This window comes from Mesorhizobium sp. SP-1A (assembly GCF_032460275.1).
Classification (GTDB): domain Bacteria; phylum Pseudomonadota; class Alphaproteobacteria; order Rhizobiales; family Rhizobiaceae; genus Mesorhizobium.
This window is the reverse complement of record NZ_JAVXZD010000002.1, coordinates 340,107-356,400: the sequence shown is the minus strand read 5'-3', so window position 1 is coordinate 356,400 and position 16,294 is coordinate 340,107. Positions and strand designations below refer to the sequence as shown.

The following is a 16,294-nucleotide window of genomic DNA, read 5'->3' as shown; positions in this document are numbered from 1 at the left end:
CGGTCGTAAACGACAGGGATTCCCGCGCATAGATGTCTTAGCGAAACGACTTAATGTCTTTCATGGCGAAGTAGCGCTGTTCGCCAGTTTCAACGTCAATGCCGACCAGGAACCACTGCGGCTCTGAATGCCATTCATTTGAGCCGTAATCGAATCCCTGCGGCCGCACGTGACGCTCACGGGTCTCGCCACGCCAGTTCTTGTAAATGAACCGCATATCTGGAGCCGAATGAGCTTCTTCGGAAGGCATATGCAGACCAAGAGCGCCCACGATCTTTTCAACAGCTTCGAACTCCATGCGCCGCATGTCGAGAGGGCTTAGTGGAGTCCGCTGCTGTTCGGCCTGCTCAATTCTGGCACTCGCATACGAGAACTGAGCGCGAGCCTTATTGATAGGCTCGTCGGATTTAAGCAACTCGATTAATTTGTCGTTTGAGAGTTTCTTTGCGGACATCAAAATTCCTTTCTTAACCAGGATTTTAAAATTCATAATTATTCGCAGCTCGTCAATTTAATTTGCGCCGCAATCAAATAATGCGCCGAATTTGAGGCTAAATAGAAATTATTGATTGACAAATGTGGTCATAATTTGCGATTAAGGCGCGAAAATAAGGTGCGGCTATATTGCATTATTGCAATTAATCACCTTGGGGAGAATTTATGGGCGACAAAATCGTATTCGATGGTGAGCTGAGCAAAGATTTCGTGCAGGACAGCGATATCGTTGTTGTTTCTGGAGCTGACGGCAACTATCGCACGATTCAGCGAGATGCGTTGAACGTAGTGATCGCTGAGACAGATGCAAATGACGTCTCTAATGACGAGGCATATGCGATTGATCGCCCAGGTTTCCGCATCACTCTTGATCGTGATGAAGAAACCGAAAAGCGAATTGCCGATTTCGGTGCCGTGTTGCGTCGGGAGAGTGATGAGCGCGAGCGTCGCAGACGCAATGGTTTTGATGCGGCCGCCATTGCTTTGGTTGCCGCAATGTCCGCGTCTTCGCATCGCGGCGGTGAACCTTACCGATGGACACAAAAATCCATCTACTCGCCGCCAGAACCGGATCATGAAGCGCACATGAGCGCGGCCGAACTCAAGCGAAAGCGAAAAGCTGAAAAGCGGCAGAAAATTGCCGACAAGAACCAAGGGAAGGGTGCCTAAAATGACCAATCAGATGAATTCTAAAATGCTATCGCCTGCAGAAATCTTCACGGTTCTCAAGGCCGCACAGGACAACGGCCGACTTGAAGACAACCTGGCGCAGGTCGCACGCGAGATTGCACAGCTCGATCCGGCCTATGTTGCGCATTGTGCTCAGATCGACGCCGATTATCCAGAACCGCCAAGCGCTATCGAACCTGCACTGGAGGCTGCGCCCACCAGCGGAGTTCAAATCCGCAAGCTGGAATGGGAACAGGTCGGCGAGACATGGAAGTGCTACAGCAATGATGAATACACAATCTATTGCTGGTGGGAGACCGACTACGTCAAGACTCCGCGTGACCCGAACGACCCTCATTACTTCGTTATCGATGACGACGACAATGAACGTTACGATACCGTCGAGGAAGCCATGGAAGCCGCTCAGACGATGTTTGAGGCGGCGGCAAATTCGTATCTGACCACGCCTATCGCCACACAGTCCGATGACGAAAACTTCAAGGCTGGCCGCGTAAAGGGCCTGCGTGAAGGCGCAAAGATCGCTGCGACCTTCGTATGGAAGCTCTACAAGAACGATGGCGTTGTGACCAGCCACGACTACGAGAAGGTCAGTGAAACCATCCTCGAACAGATCGAGCATTCGACAGCGGAGGAAGAGCCGAATGGCGCAATCTCTCCGCGATAAGATTACGCACGAGCAGGCACAAGCTGATCACGATTACCTGTGGCAGACCTACGGGCCTGCCTACGACATGACAGGTGCATATGACGAACATCGCGATATGGAAATGCTTTTGCGAAAGCCTTCCAAGAAAACAGCGATTGAGTGCTACTGCAGTCGTATTCGGTACTGGTTTGAGGTTGGACCTCAAGTGAATTCACCGACTGGCGACCTCGGGAGTGGCGATATCGACTGGCACGATTTTAAGGTGATCGATATCGCCGTCCGTCATGGATTTATCTCAGAAGAAGATTCAATGGATGCGGATTTTCTCACCGATCTGTATCTAAACAGAAGCACTCTTCTCAGAAAGAAAAGGGATTAAAATGCCAGGAAAAATCGAAAAGTCCGAAAAGGCATTGCTCTCGGCGCTCGCTCATGCAGGCGTCAACCACACTCAGCGCAATCGAATTGCGAACGCCGTCAATAACGTGGTTCAAGCTCATGTTGAAGGCAGTTCTCGGGCTGAAGATGTCGACGCGGTTCTTGCTAAGAAAGATGCGGTAATCTCCCGCCTGAATGCACGTTTGAAGGTGCTCACCGATGGCATTTCCCAAATTCGGGAGGAACTCGCCGACGAACTTGGAAACAACGAGAACATCGAAAGTGGATCAGTCGCAGAAAGCCTTGCAGAACGCGCTGAGGAGCAATGCCGCGCGCTGCTCATGGCGGACCAGAAGGCGACTTTAACGACGGGACATCAATGACATGAAGAATGTTGAACCTAGTTATGATCGGCCAGGCTCCGAACTCCTTGAGTCAATCAAGGAATGGAGCCGATTGCATGATCTGAACGAATCCGTGATCGCGGAAAAGGGAACTCCAAGCGACAGCGAAATCGACTTCGAAGTCGAGGCTTGGTCAAAGATTGAAAAGGTGGCTTCTGATCTCGTCACCCGCAAGAGCGTCGAAGATATCATTGCCGCCAAGGTAGCCGAAGCTAAAGCCGAGCTGAAAGCCCGCTTTGTCGCGCTCTGCAAGGATTACGCAGAAGATGCGGGACCAGCGACTTCGTATCGACAGGCAATGGAAGACCTCGTTGAAGCGCTCGAAAACGGCGATGAGAACCTGATGCAGCCAGAACCATTCGAAGCGTTATATGTTGAAAATGACGAGGTTGCTGAACTTGGCGAGTTTTTGTTTCAATCAGAATATCAGGAAGATGCCAAGAGGCTGGCCTATCCGAAGAAGCATTTTGAACGAATGGCAACCGAGGTCCTGGCCTATTTCAAAGATAACAATCCTGATGCGGACGCATATCGCGAAAAATTTCTTGCCGCTGACGAACGCGCCGTAAAATGGCGCAATCAAAGTGAAGCCATGCGGTTGCGTTGTGAAGGCAATGAAAAGCTGTTGGAGACCGTAGCTGACGTGCTGATGCCGTTCGCCCGCAATGAGGCATTCATTCCGGCCGGATATCTGGACGATAACCAGATCGATTACCTCAACAATCACACCGCAGGTGAATATCGCAGGGCGTCCCATGTGCTGAAAGAGGTCCAAAAGGCACTCACTCAGAAATCGGGAAGCTAATTGCCAAATGCCAAGCTATGAATTCATCCTCGCCATCTGAAAAAATGTTGGCGGGATATAGTTTTACATTGAACATATGATTTATTTACGTTAAACATCACCTCGAATTTATTCTGAAATCGAAATGCGTGAATTTTTGCTCCCGAGTTTGAGCGCGCCAATTCGTTTTCTCAACAGAAAGAAGATTAGATGACCAACACTTCCAATTTGAAAAGGTGAAGCCGTCATGAGCGAGAATTGCAAACACTGCCAAAACGGTTGGCTAGACAACCGCTTTGGCCAAGACGTGGAATGCGTAAATGGCATTCTTATCGATATCGATGTTTACCAAGAAGGCTATCAGCGCGACGCTATTTATCCTGTTGCGCCTTGTCATCCGGATTGGGAACGTCAATGCGCTGGCGAGGAAAACGTTGGCCTTGATTGTCAGGAAAGGCTAGGTCGATGACCTCGATCCTTGACCCTCTCTCCAAGCTAGACGCGCCTGACGCGACGATTGCCGCGACCAAACAGAAAATTCGCGATGCTTTCAAAGGCGTTCGTCCATGCATCGCAATCCTGCGCGCAAAGGAGGCCAGCAATGCCCAGTAATGACAAAAAGAATGCGCTGCAAGCTCTCGTAGACGAAGCCCGCAAGACAGGGGCCGCTGTGGCTGAACCCAAGCCGTCTTCCAATCTTCCGAACGAGTATCACGTCTACGACCCGAACTATGGCGGCAACAACATCGTTGCAAGCTATCCATCCTTGCTGGCCGCCGTCGCCCTGGCTCAGGAAACCCTCGAAGAATACCGCAAGGACGCCCGACAGGACGGTGAATGGCCTGTGGAGGTCGAAGACATCAAAGTCATCCGTGCGCGCTTCCCAAGCGAATGCGAAGATGCTGGCGTTGTCTATGCGAAGGCAACGGCCGTCACCAAGATCGGTGAGGACGATGAAGGCACCGAATACGTGATTGCGCTTACCGATAACGCCGCTGTCGCAGCGCTTCACTCCAATAACACCGAACTGACGAAGGCCCAGCTCATTCTTGCTGGTGTCGACGAAGACAAAGCCGGAAAAGTTGCCGAAGCTCTCACGCAGCAGGGCATCGGGTATGTCGCTGACGCCCTCGCACCTCTTGAGAGCGCAAACCTCGAACTGCGCCGGAAGCTATTCCCATTCGCAGACGATAACTCGATCAGCGGCATTTCGTGGGACGGATTCAATCTGATCGGCAACAAGGAAAGCATCAAGGAGTTCACGCGATTGCAGAACCGCGCCCTCCAACTCGATGTTTTCATTCACGCTTGGGAGGAAAAGGTCGCCGTTGCTGAAGCCCGTGCGGCCAAAGCGGAAGCTGGCAACGAATTCTCGTTCTCTACTGATCTGACGACCGAAGTTTGGCGATGGACTGATGGCGGTGGCTACAATGCCGACTACCGCTATTCGAAGGTTGACCCCCGTGAGGATGACGACGAATGCGAAATGCAGGGCGCGTCCTCGGTCGGCAGTGTGAAAGAATTCGTCAGCCGTGAAAACGCGCAGGCGGCTCTCGCTGCCAAGGACGTTGTCATTGCAGCACTGCGCGCCGAGATCGAACGCTGGAAAGAGATTTCGGACACTGACAATGTCGATCTCGTCGCTGAAGTGAAGACACTGACAGAAAAGTTGGCAAACAGCGAAAACGCGAAAGAAGCCGTCCAAACGAAGTTCTACGACTTCGCCAATGGCATTGGTTCGCTACTGGCCAACGCGGCAAAAGACGGCAGCACTCCTGCCAATGCAACCGAACCACTCTTCAACGATTGGTTCGTCGGCCTTGAAGCAGGCCATCAGAAAGTGTTGCGTGAAGACAAATGGATGCTAGCTGACAATGCTTACAGAGCAGGGATTGCAGAAGGCAAACGGATTGCTGTCAGGCGAGAAAACACCGATCAAAGCGGGAATTAATTGACATCGATAATGTCGGTAGTGAGAGGTCATTTTCGGCATTATTTATTTGCAATAATATTGACAATGCCCTGATATTTAAATAAGCAGAACCAACGAAAAGAAAGGCGGGTGGGATGGCTGAACTGACAATCACTGAATGCTCGGTATTAATCCGCGTTGGTGCAAATTTGCAGCCGTCTATTGGCTTTGTCACATTTTCTGACTTTAAAACCTACACGTGGCTAGTGTCCTCAGACGGTTCAATTAATTTGGAGGGGCACCGCTGTCCATTCAGCGGAGAGATTTCTTTTCCGCATCAATCGCAGTCGCAACTGGTAAAGGAATGGTTGGGGAAAAATGGCTGAGATCACAATCGAAAAGGTAATCGTTGTTTCAGTAGCTGGCGCAAACAAATCGCCTGTATCGGGTGATGTCCTCTTTTCCGATGGAAAATACTACGGCTGGTGCAATCATGGCGGCGAAGTACGGTTCGATACGAGTCGAAAGATGCCGGGGGCCGTCGAACGGTTCTCTTTCTCGTCGGAGAAGCGTGCAAAGCTACTGGTAGACTGGTTGAACAACAATGACTGGTCGGTTCACGTTTTCAAGATTTCGACCTAGGAGTTCTGGTTAATCGCCTACTTTTAATATGACCTTCAGGTTGACAGCCCTATCCTTGGTTCGTAGGGTTCTTCGATAATCGGGGCGAGGGGGCAGCAATATGAAGCTTTCCGTAACTGATGTCACTCTTCGTGACAGGTATGTGAAACACAAGCAGGCGTTAGACGGACAAGTTACTTTCTCTGACGAGAAATCATACGAATTTCACATCAGCCACGGCGGAATTCGATTTTACTTCTTTCCAGAACGATATGGGAATAATTTTGCCCAAGGCTTTTTCTCGCGGGAACGAGAGATACTCCTGAAAGATTGGTTAAGGCAGAACGGAAAGGATATTTTACTAAGGAAGTAGTTTCTCACTTTGTCGATTGCACGCTTGAGTGTGATCTTAAACGCGCGACGAAAAAGTCGATACCAGCCGAATGTTCCTCGATGCCGAGAAGATCAACTTCTATGAAGCTTGGCAGAAACCCAAGCTAGAAAACCCATATGCAAATTTCGAGTTCGAAGAAGGGGATCTGAAGACAACGGCTACACTGACATACGATTTCGAGACTGATGGCTGGAACGGCATCATTCGCGTTTCTGAAACCGAAGAAAGCGAATTCGATGAAGGCACAGCTCTCACTGACACTCAGATCAAAGTCCTGAAGGGCAAGCTGACGAAGGCGCAGCTCGACATGATCGAAGAATTCAAGGCAGAATATTCTGAGCCAAAAATTGGCATGTGATTGCGAAATAAAGGCGGCCAATTTCGACATTGGTCGCCTTTATTTTTTTTTAAGAAGCCGCCTGTTCGGCGGATAACGTTCTCACCGAGAAGCTGGAAGCACGCGAGAAATTCAGAGCCGCCTATGCGGCGGATAACAATCTTCCGGAAACTCCTCTGGATCGACAGGTATTCAGAGCCGCCTATGCGGCGGATAACCCTCTTTTAATGGACGTCCTTGATGACCACGAATTCAGAGCCGCCTATGCGGCGGATAACGATAACTTCGTTCATGATTTCAATCCTCTCTAATTCAGAGCCGCCTATGCGGCGGATAACATTAGAAAGAAAAAAAAGAACCCTCGCCGTTAATTCAGAGCCGCCTATGCGGCGGATAACCCTTATTCACAAGGAATGCGCGCTCAGTAAACATTCAGAGCCGCCTATGCGGCGGATAACTCTCCATTTCTGGAGAAAAATGTAGATATTGCAACGATTTCAAAGAACTTGGGCATCTGACCCGATTTTTCGGCGATAGGATAAAATCCGGTAAAATCAAGGATTACTTTATCGCCCCGAAAAATCGGGGTCTAGACGCCAATGAAATATGGCTTCCATTCTCTTCGTGAATTCGATAAACATATTTTGCGAATTAAATTGCAGGCTTGCTCTTGCGATTAATTCATTGAAAGGAAGCCATGAGCGAAGCTGAAACAGGTATCGACATTTCGAAACTCTCTGATCGCGAGAAGCGAGTGTTGCTTGCGATTGCGAAGGGGCTGAACGGGCAGAGTACTGCGCAGGACATCGCATATCGTCTTCGTTATCGCCCTGCGCGCTCTGGAACGCTTGCATGTACGAAGACACTTCGTTCGCTCGAAGCACGCAAGATTGTCGGCCGTATTGCACCGCGTGACCAATGGTCATCCGCGTTATGGTTCCTGTCGTCAAAGGCAAATGCCGTAATCCAGGCAATCAAAAAGGAGATCGAGAACAATGGGTAAGAGCGCAGCATACTACACAGAGCGCGCCCAGGCACGTGAAGCCGCATACAAGTACGTCAACAATCCGTACCCAGAAGGATCTCGACAAGCGCGCTTCTTCGAGAAAGCCAAGCAACACAAGGCGTCGACGGATGCCCATTTCGACGACATGGAAGAAATCTACGGCACGATTGGAACGAAAAAGCCAGTCATCGACAACGTGCCTAACTCATTCAGCCCAAAGGCCAAGCCACAGGAAATTGAACACGCATGAGCAGACCCTGGAACAAACAGACTTCAGCATCGCATCTTGAACCCGTCATCATCGGGCAATTCAATACGTTTGACGAATGGGTCTCCTTCGCTGATCAAGCTCTAACGAGCATTACTGACGAACGTGGAAGGCCATTAAAAGCAATCTGCGTCGATGATGTCGGCCGTCGTTGCAACATTGGCGCTGACTTCATGCGCGCCCGTGATGAAAACACGTTCCCAGTGCGCTATTTCACCGAGATGACGGAACGCGCACTGGTAGACATTCCGAAGCCGGACATTGAAGTGGTGGCACATCGATACATCTACACGCAGACGCAACTTCTTCGAGATCCAGATGGCACAGGTTACAGTCATCAGCCTGTTCCGAGCCGTGGCATCGTTCATGGCTGTGAGCCGTCACACCACAACGGATACCCAGTTACGGACGTCGAAGGCCTCTATTCGACGCCTGAGGTCGATAAAGTGATTGCTCTAATGCAGACTGATATCGACATGTTGCAAGAAGGCTTTCGCCACTTGTTAGCGCTCTCAATTGAGCGAGCACGCCAGAAAGACTTGGCGCTGGAACTCGCAAATACGCGCATTGCTGAACTTGAAAAAGAGTTAGCCGAGGCGAAATACAACTTTTTAGCGAGGAACCAAGCTCAACGGGAGAAAACGGAATGACCGAAACCGACATCGCAGCTGGAAAGAAATGCCCAAAGCCAGGCTGTGGCGCTCGTGAGATTATTGGGAAACCTTGCACGGATTGGGACTGTCCGCAACAATGGCTACATTATTCTCGCGTTAACACCACCCTGAACTCGCCTCAGATGGCATCTTACGACAATAGTCATGTCGTGGACACTGCCTACAGCCTGAAAACGACAAGATTTGGAAAACTTGGAAGGCTTATTGAAATGGTCGAGAAGGGCCACGGCCCGGACATCAAGCTAGACTCTGATATCGTTCGAGAACTCGGTCTGGCAGAGACCTGCCCATATTGGTTGCATGCGACGACACGGGTTACGCCCATGCGTCTGACTTCTTCGATTAATGCAGTGCAGTCACTCTTTGAAGATTTGATGCCGAACCACGGCATGATCGTTTCCATTTCGCCTGACGTATCGATTGCGCGTATCGGAAAGCAGGTGGGCGGATCTGTCGAATATTCTGCTGAAGGACGGAATAAGTCGGAAGCTCGCGCTCGTTTGACGGCGATCTTGAAAGCTGTCGCATCCACGCGCCAGAAAGATGCAGAAGAGCAGGCAAGAGTTCAAAATTCACCAGGTTATGTTTTCACGACCCACGAAAGGGAACTCTGGAAGCACGATCTTTCATCGCTGATCAAGCATGAAGATAAAGACAATTATGTCGAACAAGACGCGTTATCTATGGCCGACGACCGTAAGCAGCTTCGGGAAATGCGCGCGGTTCGTCCAGAGCTTGCGTGCTTTGGGAACCAATTGCTTCTAAATTTATGGGACGATTTCTCTACTAATTGGCTTCATGTGGGTCATGAGTCCAATTACGCCCATGATGATTTCCTGCGTTATTTGTTTGGCGTAATCGCTGGAGAAAAACGCGAGATTTCTTTTGGTTCGCTGGAAGCCCGAGCAGGTGAGATCATGGCGAACTCACTTCTTCATTGCAACGACCTGGTAAAGGCAAAAGGAGCCGCACGCGTTTGGCTCCACGCTGAAACCGAAAAGGAGAAAGCAAATTGATCAAACAGAAGAGACAGCGCCTCATGCGGCCTCTGATGATCACCGCAACCGTGCTCGCGACCACGCTTGCCGTCTTCATGACGGGTGTCATCAGCTACGGGCAGTACCAGCAGGCTCACCGCATTAAATACATTCATAGCCAGAATTAAGGAGAAAAATATTGAAGCACACGCTTTCCGATCTAAAGCGATACGACCTCCATCAGTATCACCCCTGTGGCCAGCAACAGCACGGCATCATGAAGGAGCACGAAGATGGCGAGTACGTGGCGTTTGAAGACGCTGAGCGTCTATTCGGGCATCTAACTGCCAGGATCAGACATCTGGAAGCCACGATGGAAGACCTGCAAACACAAGTGGCAGCCGATGATCAGAAGGAGGCGGAAGCGCTACGACAGGCGAAGGCTCTCGCCAACGACGTGACGGAAATCACGCGGAGGCTGAAACTGCAGCGCAATGTACTGAAGCGCGCTCGCGTCTATCTCGAAATGATCGTCACCGACCAGCACTGCAACACGGGTACGGACAAAGATGATCTCGAACTCATCGATCTTGTTTTGGGTGATAATGTCGATGAATAATCAACCAAATCGCACCTCTCCCTCGAATTCGAAGTGATGATCTAGGTAATTGCGGCAAAGCCTTTTCGCAGCAGTCGCCCGAATTTTTATCTCGGTTATCTCAACCAATTTTCAGGAATGCGTTTTATGGTCAATATCAGCAGACTGCACAACAAATACCACGGCACCGCACCCAAGGGTGCAAAGTACATCGGGCGCGGCTCTCCGTATGGCAATCCATATGTGATTGGCAAGGACGGCGACCGTAACGATGTCTGCAACAAGTTCGAACAGAATACGCTGCCAACGCTCGACCTGCGCCCGCTAATGTTCCAGCACGTGATCTGCTTCTGCAAACCGCAGCGGTGTCACGGAGAATCCATTCTCAGGGCGCTCGAAGTTCTGGAAGCTGAAGAAATTCATTTGAAAAATAATGTTGACCAATCCCTATAAAATAGCCAGCATTTATATGAAAAGGTTTTAATCAAGCAAATTGGAAATCTTTTTTATGATGAAAATATTTAAGGAAACCCGTCAAAAAAAGAGATCGCCAGGGTATCGTTCTGGCTTTTGTGGGGTCAACGCTGCCGCCAGCGCCCTCGATCCAAAATTTAGATGAATCGAACTCGGCAATTCAAAGTGAAAATTCGTTCAATCCTTTCGAACCCACAAAGAGGCGTTGCAAATGTTCAATAATGAGGTGAATAGAGAATTTCAGGCTGATCTCACTGTCGGCTCTCAAGATGTGGTTGATGAGCGCAATGGCGATTGGATTCAGACATATTGCTCTCGCCAATTCTGGGCGCTGGACCCTCGACCAGAAGATTTTGATATCAGGGATATAGCGCATGCGCTTTCCATGATTTGTCGATTTAATGGCCATTGCCTGCGCTTTTATTCGGTCGCAGAGCATTCGATCCTGATGGCGATTCATTTCATCAAAAAGGGCGAGTATTCGAATGCACTTTGGGCGCTTTTGCATGATGGCACCGAAGCCTACCTTTGCGACGTTCCGAGGCCGATCAAGCCATATCTGACTGGCTACAAAGAAGTCGAAGACAGTCTGATGTCAGTTATCGCGACAAGGTTCATGCTGGACGGTGACATCATGCCGAAGGCGGTTAAAGACGTGGACTATGCGATCCTGTTTGCTGAGGCAGCGCAGAACATGGGTCCTGCACCCGAGGTGTGGAGCAGCCCAGTCGAACCGCTCAACGTCAAGCTTCAGTATTGGACGCCCGAACAGGCCGAACGCAATTTCCTTCTGGTCTACGAGGCAATCACCAATCCAGAAATTGAACTCGACTACGAGTTGATTTTCGCGAACGACAATAAGCCTGCCGCCCAGGTCGACATTTCGGACATCGTAGAGGTCAATGATTGGTTGAAGGCACTCGACACCGAAGGAGGCAAGGCTTCTCTACCGCGTCAAGCTATCGAGGCTCTTCTAAGCGCGGCTCGTGCCAACCAGCAGGCCGCCTGACAATATGCAGGATGATGTCGATATCAAGCAGAAGTTTGGCTACTCGCACCACGTAGAGATGGAAGAGATCAAGGCCGCGCTGCGCGCTGAAGGCGAAACCGACCAGGCCATGATCCATTTCAAAGCTGTCGCCGAATATGAGCGTCGGCACAAGAATGACCCGACATTCGGCCAGAAACAGGCTGCAGCGCGTGCCAGAGGCGAAAAGTGGGTTTCGTCACTCCAGAGCGACCAGCCTTCGCTTCTCGATCATTTCAGGGCCGCTCTTGAAGCAATCAGGGACGGACACAACGACCCCCGCGAGCTGGCGCGAACGGTTCTCGAAACCAACACATACAAAAAGGACGCAGACTATGACGACGAAGCTGACTTATCGACCCAACGACCTCGATGACTGGGGCTTTATTCGCACTCTGGAGGGCAAGCTGTTTGCCACGGTGAGCCGACCGCTTTCTCAGGAAGATATGAGCTATCATCGCGAGCGTAAAACCGACCCCTTCGAGGACCTCGGCCGACGTCTAATCGCATCGTTCGATGAAGACGGCACCTATGAAAAGCTTCAAGCGGCAGAACGCCGAGCTGCAGATGCCGAACGTCTTCTGGCGGAAGTCGAAAAGCGCTTCCCGAACTGGGGGGCTTACCGCGATCTGCTGGATTGCATAGATGTCACACTCGATCAGAAGGCCGAATATTAAAGGGAAGGGCGGTTAGCCCTCCTTTTCGGAGAAATAAGCAATATTTATCCATAATCTTGATTGCTAATCCTCAAATTATTCGTATATTCAACCCTCAACTAAAGGGACGAATTATGACCGACAAGGCAGTCAATGTTGAGGCTTCGCAGTTTTCTGGTTTTCCTGCTCTTGAAGGCGATGCGCAAAATGACGCATTCGAATATGTGAGGGACATTGAAGGTGTCCCTGAAGATATCTGGAATGAATATTCCCTCGTGTATTACGGGTCGTGGTCGACCTATGAAGAGAGTGGCAGCCTTCTAATCCTCTATAAAAAAGGCCGATATTTTACCCTTGAAGGCGGCCATTGTGTATTGGACGAGAACCTTGGGGAAGAAACATGGGCCGACCTTCAGGCCGTTTCGAAGGCTGACGCCATTGGTCATTTGAGCTGGTTTCAAGAGACCCTCGACGCTACCTCATCCTGCCTCGCTTGAGGCACCCCTGCACCCACAGCTACGACGACGAAAGATTTGGAGAGAAAACGATGTTTAATTGCCCTGCTAGCCACAAACAGATTGATAGCGCTTGCATGTCCTACCGCCACGATTTCGGTCTAATGAAGCCGGAAGATGTCGCTAGCCTCCGTATTCAGGCCCAATACTGGCTCGAAGCATGGATGAAGGAAGGGCTAGTCTTCGACGTCGACGGCAAGCAGCAGGAAATCGATCAGCTGCGCAAGGAAGTCGCTGAACTCAAGGATAAACTCGCCGTTGCAGAAGCTTCGACAACGCCGGATGTTGGTGGAGATTTCCGCACTCAGATCATTCTGCTGAAATCTGAAAACAGCGAACTCAAGCGTCAGCTCGAACAGGCGACCGATCCCGAATACCTGGCAGCAGCGCTTGGAGCCATTGGCGCGACCGACATGGAATGGAAGGACATCGCTGAGAAGCGCACCGAACAGGTTGCCGCTCTCAATTCGGCCCTCAAGGTCGCTCGACAGGGCATCGATGATTGGATGCACGTCTACGCGCATGATCTGTGCGACGAAGCCGATGTTAAGGCTGCTCGTGATCGGGTCTATAAGCACGGAACTCTGGCCTACATCGCCGAGATCAATCAGACCATCAACGAGGCACACAAGGTCGCTTCATACGAAGACGTGCTTCCTGAGCATGACGTCATCGGCAAGGTGGCTGACGCTCCGGCCCTTCCAAATATGGCATACCTGACCACCGACAAGGACGGCTCAACGGTTCTGTCGACAATCGAGAGAGCATGGTCCGACGAAGACGTCCAGAATTTCGGAATCCATACGACGAACCTCGTCGACGGCGAGCATGCAAATGCGATCATCAGCTCGCTGCGTTACGAAACTCTGCAGCTTTACAATGCCATCTATGGAAAAGTTGAGAGTCTGCGTGAGAAGTGGGGCAAGGCCAGCGGAACGCAGGCAGAGGAAGCTGCGTGGGATATGGGCAACCGCGTTATCTCGCATCTCAAGCAGATCAAGTTCGACGCTAGCGGTGCCTTCAAGAGCGGCGTGGTGGTCAGCGATGAAGATGCGGATGCCATCAAGCGGGTTTTGGAGAAATTCGATGAGACACTCGAAAACCAGAAAGACAACGGGCCAGATGCCAAGCTCGCAGTCATTGCCAACTATGGCGACATCGCCCTGAACGCCCTCCGCAAGATCGTGAATCAGGCGGATTCGATGACATTGTCATTTTCACAGTCGGCGCGAGATTGAATTCGGAAGACAAACGTGGGGCATTCGCCTTTAAGCGCAACGCTCCACGTTGGCGGACTCTCTATCCGATCTTGCGGGCCTTCTCGTAGCCACTGGCGTGTTCAAAATGAGTTGCCTTCACGACTTCAACAGAGGTGCCTTTCGGCGCTTTCAACGAAACTTTCGCGCCCCATCCCCTCTGTGAACTCGGGTCGAAATTGTTCGGAAGATAGTCAGCGGATGCATTAATCGCCTCGTCTGCACTGTCGGCTTCGACTGCAATGCGGACCTTGAAATGGATAATAAGACTGGTTGTAACAGCGTAGGTTGCCATTATCATTATCCCCTAATCAACTTTTCCCAAAGGCGCATATATCTCGCGCATATGTAGATAGGCATCATCCATATTGTGCTGATTGTTTGCACAAGTTTGCTGATCAACGGAACGCATGGCCCGTATCCTCCTTCACTAATATTATAAGATTCTTCGCCGCGAGCGACGTGAAGCCAATATGCATGCTTGCCCGACCGCTTCAAGAGGGCTGAAAGTGGCTGTTATTGGCGTCCAGGTCGGGTTTTCGGCGTTTGGTGCGGGACGAAAAAATGAAGATTCCTGCGTGATTTTTTGCCCGAGTTTCAAATTCAGACCCGCGTTCGAACGTGAGTGCGTTCCAGAAGCTCTGTGAGTTGTGTTTTCGCAATGATTCCGAGTTTGCAGAAATCAGCTTGAAAAGGTTGGTGCTAGGAAAATATGCCTATGTTTTGCTCCAACTTTTCCATTTGACTTATTTCCTCCACTTTGCTCAAACGCGTTCATGCTTCGAGTTACCCGAACGATATTCAAGGTCTATACGACGCTGAAGGGTAGGGATTGGGTTAGCGCACCCAGGATCGCGGATGCCATGCTTGTCCCGCGCCAAAACATCAACTACGCACTCTTTCAGATGGTCGAGCACGGTATCCTTGAAGTGAACGAAGAAACCCGACCGAAGTTTTATCGCCTACCGCCCCATCCGTCTCCAGAGGTGAAAAGCCTTCACGAAAGGATCGAGCGCGCTTCTATCGTCTATGCGCCCGAAGAGGCGTGACCACTGCTAACAGCTGCGGAATGGAGGGCACATATGTGGGTCTTTGAGAAGTCTGGAGGCGAGCCGCAAGGAGGTCCCGAAGAGTTCCATGAGGTCTGGTGGATCGGCAGCAGGCGCAAAGAGCCTTGGGCGGGCTTGAGGATCGCTCATTTCCGCAAAACCTCAGACGGCACCCTGATCTTCTTCATCATGGGCGACACGCCAGATCGCACAGGCCCCAGAGTATGGAGCGACGTGTCCGTACGAGAAGGCTGGAAGATGATCGAGCAGATACCGATCCCCAAGGAGTGGTGATTTAATTCGATATTCATCGCCAGCATAAGTTCAAAACCCTATTGCTTTGGACTTTGTTGATTTTGATGTTGATACTGACGCTTTGATTCCAGAAAATGGAAGGCACCACAACGCCATTAGGTACTCTATGATCATCAACATCACCCCTAGAGAAATGAACGCCCTCAAATCAATTGATTCACGCGAACTCGATAGACTTATCGAGAAAGCTGTACATGAAGAGAAACTTGGGCCTATTTCCCAACTACCTCTTTTCGAGTGTGGCGAATATGTCGCTAAACACCTGCGTGCTTTCGAGGATGCATTGAGAGCAAGTGCAAATGCACGGTCAGCAAAAAACATCGAAGACAAGAGATACAGAGCAATATCAGCAGGGACCAGACTTTCCCATGCCTTCTTCAATATGAAGGCCCGAATGGAAGCCGAAGAACGCAATGGGGAGCTATTCTTCATTGACGATCACATTCGTGACCCCTTTACCTTCAGCGCAAGAATGGAACTCAACATCAGCTATAAATGGCGACGATCCATTGATGAAGAATGGAACCATCACCGCATCACCTTTCTTCACACTGTGAGAGAGCGTCCCAACCCATATCCTAGCAGGAATTCACGAAAATTGAGCGCTGCAGCACAGTCACGCGAACTTCAGAAAAAACTCTTCTACGAGTGGGATCATCTAAAACAAACAGCTCTCTACACGCTCCGCGACTACTTCGAGGGCGGAGGAGATGGCAGCAAAATCCCAGAAACCTTTAAGGTCAAATCCGATCCCTATGATGGATCGCTCAACAACCAAAGCGCAAAATTTTGGGTCGATGACGCTTCTCGATCTTAAA

General features: G+C 50.5%; 29 protein-coding genes. 27 read left to right on the top strand and 2 right to left on the bottom strand.

What is annotated here, in order from left to right:
* Positions 1–37: 37 nt before the first annotated feature.
* Complete coding sequence (locus QU595_RS10555; protein WP_315921625.1) at positions 38–454, bottom strand: hypothetical protein; 417 nt, start codon at positions 452–454, stop codon at positions 38–40.
* A 206-nt stretch (positions 455–660) separates the two neighbouring features.
* On the opposite strand from QU595_RS10555, the gene QU595_RS10550 reads away from it, so the two are divergent.
* The 24 genes from QU595_RS10550 (at position 661) to QU595_RS10435 (ending at position 14,094) form a co-directional block, all read left to right on the top strand.
* Positions 661–1,164, top strand: a complete 504-nt coding sequence (locus QU595_RS10550) for a hypothetical protein (protein WP_315921623.1) — start codon at positions 661–663, stop codon at positions 1,162–1,164.
* A 1-nt stretch (position 1,165) separates the two neighbouring features.
* Positions 1,166–1,849, top strand: a complete 684-nt coding sequence (locus tag QU595_RS10545; RefSeq protein ID WP_315921621.1) for a hypothetical protein — start codon at positions 1,166–1,168, stop codon at positions 1,847–1,849.
* On the top strand, positions 1,827–2,210 hold the full coding sequence (locus tag QU595_RS10540) for a hypothetical protein (RefSeq protein WP_315921619.1): 384 nt from the start codon (positions 1,827–1,829) through the stop codon (positions 2,208–2,210). The genes QU595_RS10545 and QU595_RS10540 overlap by 23 nt, the downstream gene beginning before the upstream one ends.
* Position 2,211: 1 nt before the next feature.
* Positions 2,212–2,592, top strand: a complete 381-nt coding sequence (locus QU595_RS10535; RefSeq protein ID WP_315921617.1) for a hypothetical protein — start codon at positions 2,212–2,214, stop codon at positions 2,590–2,592.
* A 1-nt stretch (position 2,593) separates the two neighbouring features.
* Positions 2,594–3,418, top strand: coding sequence for a hypothetical protein (locus tag QU595_RS10530; protein ID WP_315921615.1), 825 nt, complete (start codon positions 2,594–2,596; stop codon positions 3,416–3,418).
* 226 nt (positions 3,419–3,644) lie between these two features.
* On the top strand, positions 3,645–3,866 hold the full coding sequence (locus QU595_RS10525) for a hypothetical protein (RefSeq protein ID WP_315921613.1): 222 nt from the start codon (positions 3,645–3,647) through the stop codon (positions 3,864–3,866).
* Positions 3,863–4,009, top strand: coding sequence for a hypothetical protein (locus tag QU595_RS10520; RefSeq protein WP_315921611.1), 147 nt, complete (start codon positions 3,863–3,865; stop codon positions 4,007–4,009). The genes QU595_RS10525 and QU595_RS10520 overlap by 4 nt, the downstream gene beginning before the upstream one ends.
* Positions 3,999–5,348: a hypothetical protein gene (locus QU595_RS10515; protein ID WP_315921609.1), complete on the top strand. Its 1,350-nt coding sequence runs from the start codon at positions 3,999–4,001 to the stop codon at positions 5,346–5,348. The genes QU595_RS10520 and QU595_RS10515 overlap by 11 nt, the downstream gene beginning before the upstream one ends.
* Positions 5,349–5,464: 116 nt before the next feature.
* Positions 5,465–5,695 carry a hypothetical protein gene (locus tag QU595_RS10510; protein ID WP_315921607.1) on the top strand — a complete coding sequence of 77 codons (231 nt, stop codon included), beginning with the start codon at positions 5,465–5,467 and terminating at the stop codon, positions 5,693–5,695.
* Positions 5,688–5,951, top strand: a complete 264-nt coding sequence (locus tag QU595_RS10505) for a hypothetical protein (RefSeq protein WP_315921605.1) — start codon at positions 5,688–5,690, stop codon at positions 5,949–5,951. The genes QU595_RS10510 and QU595_RS10505 overlap by 8 nt, the downstream gene beginning before the upstream one ends.
* 100 nt (positions 5,952–6,051) lie before the next feature.
* The gene (locus QU595_RS10500; RefSeq protein WP_315921603.1) at positions 6,052–6,303 is read left to right on the top strand and encodes a hypothetical protein; all 252 of its coding nucleotides are present in this window, start codon (positions 6,052–6,054) and stop codon (positions 6,301–6,303) included.
* 70 nt (positions 6,304–6,373) lie between these two features.
* Positions 6,374–6,682: a hypothetical protein gene (locus QU595_RS10495; RefSeq protein WP_315921601.1), complete on the top strand. Its 309-nt coding sequence runs from the start codon at positions 6,374–6,376 to the stop codon at positions 6,680–6,682.
* A gap of 676 nt (positions 6,683–7,358) precedes the next feature.
* Complete coding sequence (locus QU595_RS10490; RefSeq protein ID WP_315921599.1) at positions 7,359–7,664, top strand: hypothetical protein; 306 nt, start codon at positions 7,359–7,361, stop codon at positions 7,662–7,664.
* Positions 7,657–7,917, top strand: coding sequence for a hypothetical protein (locus QU595_RS10485; RefSeq protein ID WP_315921597.1), 261 nt, complete (start codon positions 7,657–7,659; stop codon positions 7,915–7,917). Before QU595_RS10490 ends, QU595_RS10485 begins: the two co-directional genes overlap by 8 nt.
* Positions 7,914–8,585, top strand: coding sequence for a hypothetical protein (locus QU595_RS10480; protein ID WP_315921595.1), 672 nt, complete (start codon positions 7,914–7,916; stop codon positions 8,583–8,585). The genes QU595_RS10485 and QU595_RS10480 overlap by 4 nt, the downstream gene beginning before the upstream one ends.
* On the top strand, positions 8,582–9,625 hold the full coding sequence (locus QU595_RS10475; RefSeq protein WP_315921593.1) for a hypothetical protein: 1,044 nt from the start codon (positions 8,582–8,584) through the stop codon (positions 9,623–9,625). The genes QU595_RS10480 and QU595_RS10475 overlap by 4 nt, the downstream gene beginning before the upstream one ends.
* A gap of 23 nt (positions 9,626–9,648) precedes the next feature.
* Complete coding sequence (locus QU595_RS10470; RefSeq protein ID WP_315921592.1) at positions 9,649–9,774, top strand: hypothetical protein; 126 nt, start codon at positions 9,649–9,651, stop codon at positions 9,772–9,774.
* An 11-nt stretch (positions 9,775–9,785) separates the two neighbouring features.
* A complete protein-coding gene (locus QU595_RS10465; RefSeq protein ID WP_315921590.1) occupies positions 9,786–10,205 on the top strand; it encodes a hypothetical protein in 420 nt (139 codons plus the stop codon).
* Positions 10,206–10,331: 126 nt separating this feature from the next.
* Positions 10,332–10,637, top strand: coding sequence for a DUF4326 domain-containing protein (locus tag QU595_RS10460; RefSeq protein ID WP_315921589.1), 306 nt, complete (start codon positions 10,332–10,334; stop codon positions 10,635–10,637).
* Between the two features lie 232 nt (positions 10,638–10,869).
* On the top strand, positions 10,870–11,667 hold the full coding sequence (locus QU595_RS10455) for a hypothetical protein (RefSeq protein WP_315921587.1): 798 nt from the start codon (positions 10,870–10,872) through the stop codon (positions 11,665–11,667).
* A gap of 4 nt (positions 11,668–11,671) precedes the next feature.
* Positions 11,672–12,061, top strand: a complete 390-nt coding sequence (locus QU595_RS10450; RefSeq protein WP_315921585.1) for a hypothetical protein — start codon at positions 11,672–11,674, stop codon at positions 12,059–12,061.
* Positions 12,021–12,362: a hypothetical protein gene (locus QU595_RS10445; protein ID WP_315921583.1), complete on the top strand. Its 342-nt coding sequence runs from the start codon at positions 12,021–12,023 to the stop codon at positions 12,360–12,362. Before QU595_RS10450 ends, QU595_RS10445 begins: the two co-directional genes overlap by 41 nt.
* 113 nt (positions 12,363–12,475) lie before the next feature.
* Entirely contained in the window at positions 12,476–12,838 is a 363-nt protein-coding gene (locus QU595_RS10440) for a hypothetical protein (RefSeq protein WP_315921581.1), read from the top strand.
* A gap of 95 nt (positions 12,839–12,933) precedes the next feature.
* Positions 12,934–14,094, top strand: coding sequence for a hypothetical protein (locus QU595_RS10435; protein WP_315921579.1), 1,161 nt, complete (start codon positions 12,934–12,936; stop codon positions 14,092–14,094).
* Between the two features lie 61 nt (positions 14,095–14,155).
* Here QU595_RS10435 and QU595_RS10430 read toward each other — a convergent pair whose 3' ends face one another.
* Positions 14,156–14,407: a hypothetical protein gene (locus QU595_RS10430; RefSeq protein WP_315921577.1), complete on the bottom strand. Its 252-nt coding sequence runs from the start codon at positions 14,405–14,407 to the stop codon at positions 14,156–14,158.
* 568 nt (positions 14,408–14,975) lie between these two features.
* Here QU595_RS10430 and QU595_RS10425 point away from each other — a divergent pair.
* The 3 genes from QU595_RS10425 (at position 14,976) to QU595_RS10415 (ending at position 16,293) form a co-directional block, all read left to right on the top strand.
* Positions 14,976–15,161, top strand: coding sequence for a hypothetical protein (locus tag QU595_RS10425; RefSeq protein ID WP_315921575.1), 186 nt, complete (start codon positions 14,976–14,978; stop codon positions 15,159–15,161).
* A gap of 33 nt (positions 15,162–15,194) precedes the next feature.
* Positions 15,195–15,455 (top strand): hypothetical protein, encoded by a 261-nt coding sequence (locus QU595_RS10420; protein WP_315921573.1) that lies wholly within the window; start codon positions 15,195–15,197, stop codon positions 15,453–15,455.
* Positions 15,456–15,582: 127 nt separating this feature from the next.
* The gene (locus QU595_RS10415) at positions 15,583–16,293 is read left to right on the top strand and encodes a hypothetical protein (RefSeq protein ID WP_315921572.1); all 711 of its coding nucleotides are present in this window, start codon (positions 15,583–15,585) and stop codon (positions 16,291–16,293) included.
* Position 16,294: the final 1 nt, after the last annotated feature.

Excerpts from the sequence above, each read along its gene's own strand:
- QU595_RS10555 (WP_315921625.1), bottom strand. The coding sequence starts at position 454 with ATGTCCGCAAAGAAACTCTCAAACGACAAATTAATCGAGTTGCTTAAA.
- QU595_RS10550 (WP_315921623.1), top strand. The coding sequence starts at position 661 with ATGGGCGACAAAATCGTATTCGATGGTGAGCTGAGCAAAGATTTCGTG.
- QU595_RS10545 (WP_315921621.1), top strand. The coding sequence starts at position 1,166 with ATGACCAATCAGATGAATTCTAAAATGCTATCGCCTGCAGAAATCTTC.
- QU595_RS10540 (WP_315921619.1), top strand. The coding sequence starts at position 1,827 with ATGGCGCAATCTCTCCGCGATAAGATTACGCACGAGCAGGCACAAGCT.
- QU595_RS10535 (WP_315921617.1), top strand. The coding sequence starts at position 2,212 with ATGCCAGGAAAAATCGAAAAGTCCGAAAAGGCATTGCTCTCGGCGCTC.
- QU595_RS10530 (WP_315921615.1), top strand. The coding sequence starts at position 2,594 with ATGAAGAATGTTGAACCTAGTTATGATCGGCCAGGCTCCGAACTCCTT.
- QU595_RS10525 (WP_315921613.1), top strand. The coding sequence starts at position 3,645 with ATGAGCGAGAATTGCAAACACTGCCAAAACGGTTGGCTAGACAACCGC.
- QU595_RS10520 (WP_315921611.1), top strand. The coding sequence starts at position 3,863 with ATGACCTCGATCCTTGACCCTCTCTCCAAGCTAGACGCGCCTGACGCG.
- QU595_RS10515 (WP_315921609.1), top strand. The coding sequence starts at position 3,999 with ATGCCCAGTAATGACAAAAAGAATGCGCTGCAAGCTCTCGTAGACGAA.
- QU595_RS10510 (WP_315921607.1), top strand. The coding sequence starts at position 5,465 with ATGGCTGAACTGACAATCACTGAATGCTCGGTATTAATCCGCGTTGGT.
- QU595_RS10505 (WP_315921605.1), top strand. The coding sequence starts at position 5,688 with ATGGCTGAGATCACAATCGAAAAGGTAATCGTTGTTTCAGTAGCTGGC.
- QU595_RS10500 (WP_315921603.1), top strand. The coding sequence starts at position 6,052 with ATGAAGCTTTCCGTAACTGATGTCACTCTTCGTGACAGGTATGTGAAA.
- QU595_RS10495 (WP_315921601.1), top strand. The coding sequence starts at position 6,374 with ATGTTCCTCGATGCCGAGAAGATCAACTTCTATGAAGCTTGGCAGAAA.
- QU595_RS10490 (WP_315921599.1), top strand. The coding sequence starts at position 7,359 with ATGAGCGAAGCTGAAACAGGTATCGACATTTCGAAACTCTCTGATCGC.
- QU595_RS10485 (WP_315921597.1), top strand. The coding sequence starts at position 7,657 with ATGGGTAAGAGCGCAGCATACTACACAGAGCGCGCCCAGGCACGTGAA.
- QU595_RS10480 (WP_315921595.1), top strand. The coding sequence starts at position 7,914 with ATGAGCAGACCCTGGAACAAACAGACTTCAGCATCGCATCTTGAACCC.
- QU595_RS10475 (WP_315921593.1), top strand. The coding sequence starts at position 8,582 with ATGACCGAAACCGACATCGCAGCTGGAAAGAAATGCCCAAAGCCAGGC.
- QU595_RS10470 (WP_315921592.1), top strand. The coding sequence starts at position 9,649 with ATGCGGCCTCTGATGATCACCGCAACCGTGCTCGCGACCACGCTTGCC.
- QU595_RS10460 (WP_315921589.1), top strand. The coding sequence starts at position 10,332 with ATGGTCAATATCAGCAGACTGCACAACAAATACCACGGCACCGCACCC.
- QU595_RS10455 (WP_315921587.1), top strand. The coding sequence starts at position 10,870 with ATGTTCAATAATGAGGTGAATAGAGAATTTCAGGCTGATCTCACTGTC.
- QU595_RS10450 (WP_315921585.1), top strand. The coding sequence starts at position 11,672 with ATGCAGGATGATGTCGATATCAAGCAGAAGTTTGGCTACTCGCACCAC.
- QU595_RS10445 (WP_315921583.1), top strand. The coding sequence starts at position 12,021 with ATGACGACGAAGCTGACTTATCGACCCAACGACCTCGATGACTGGGGC.
- QU595_RS10440 (WP_315921581.1), top strand. The coding sequence starts at position 12,476 with ATGACCGACAAGGCAGTCAATGTTGAGGCTTCGCAGTTTTCTGGTTTT.
- QU595_RS10435 (WP_315921579.1), top strand. The coding sequence starts at position 12,934 with ATGTCCTACCGCCACGATTTCGGTCTAATGAAGCCGGAAGATGTCGCT.
- QU595_RS10430 (WP_315921577.1), bottom strand. The coding sequence starts at position 14,407 with ATGGCAACCTACGCTGTTACAACCAGTCTTATTATCCATTTCAAGGTC.
- QU595_RS10425 (WP_315921575.1), top strand. The coding sequence starts at position 14,976 with ATGCTTGTCCCGCGCCAAAACATCAACTACGCACTCTTTCAGATGGTC.
- QU595_RS10420 (WP_315921573.1), top strand. The coding sequence starts at position 15,195 with ATGTGGGTCTTTGAGAAGTCTGGAGGCGAGCCGCAAGGAGGTCCCGAA.
- QU595_RS10415 (WP_315921572.1), top strand. The coding sequence starts at position 15,583 with ATGATCATCAACATCACCCCTAGAGAAATGAACGCCCTCAAATCAATT.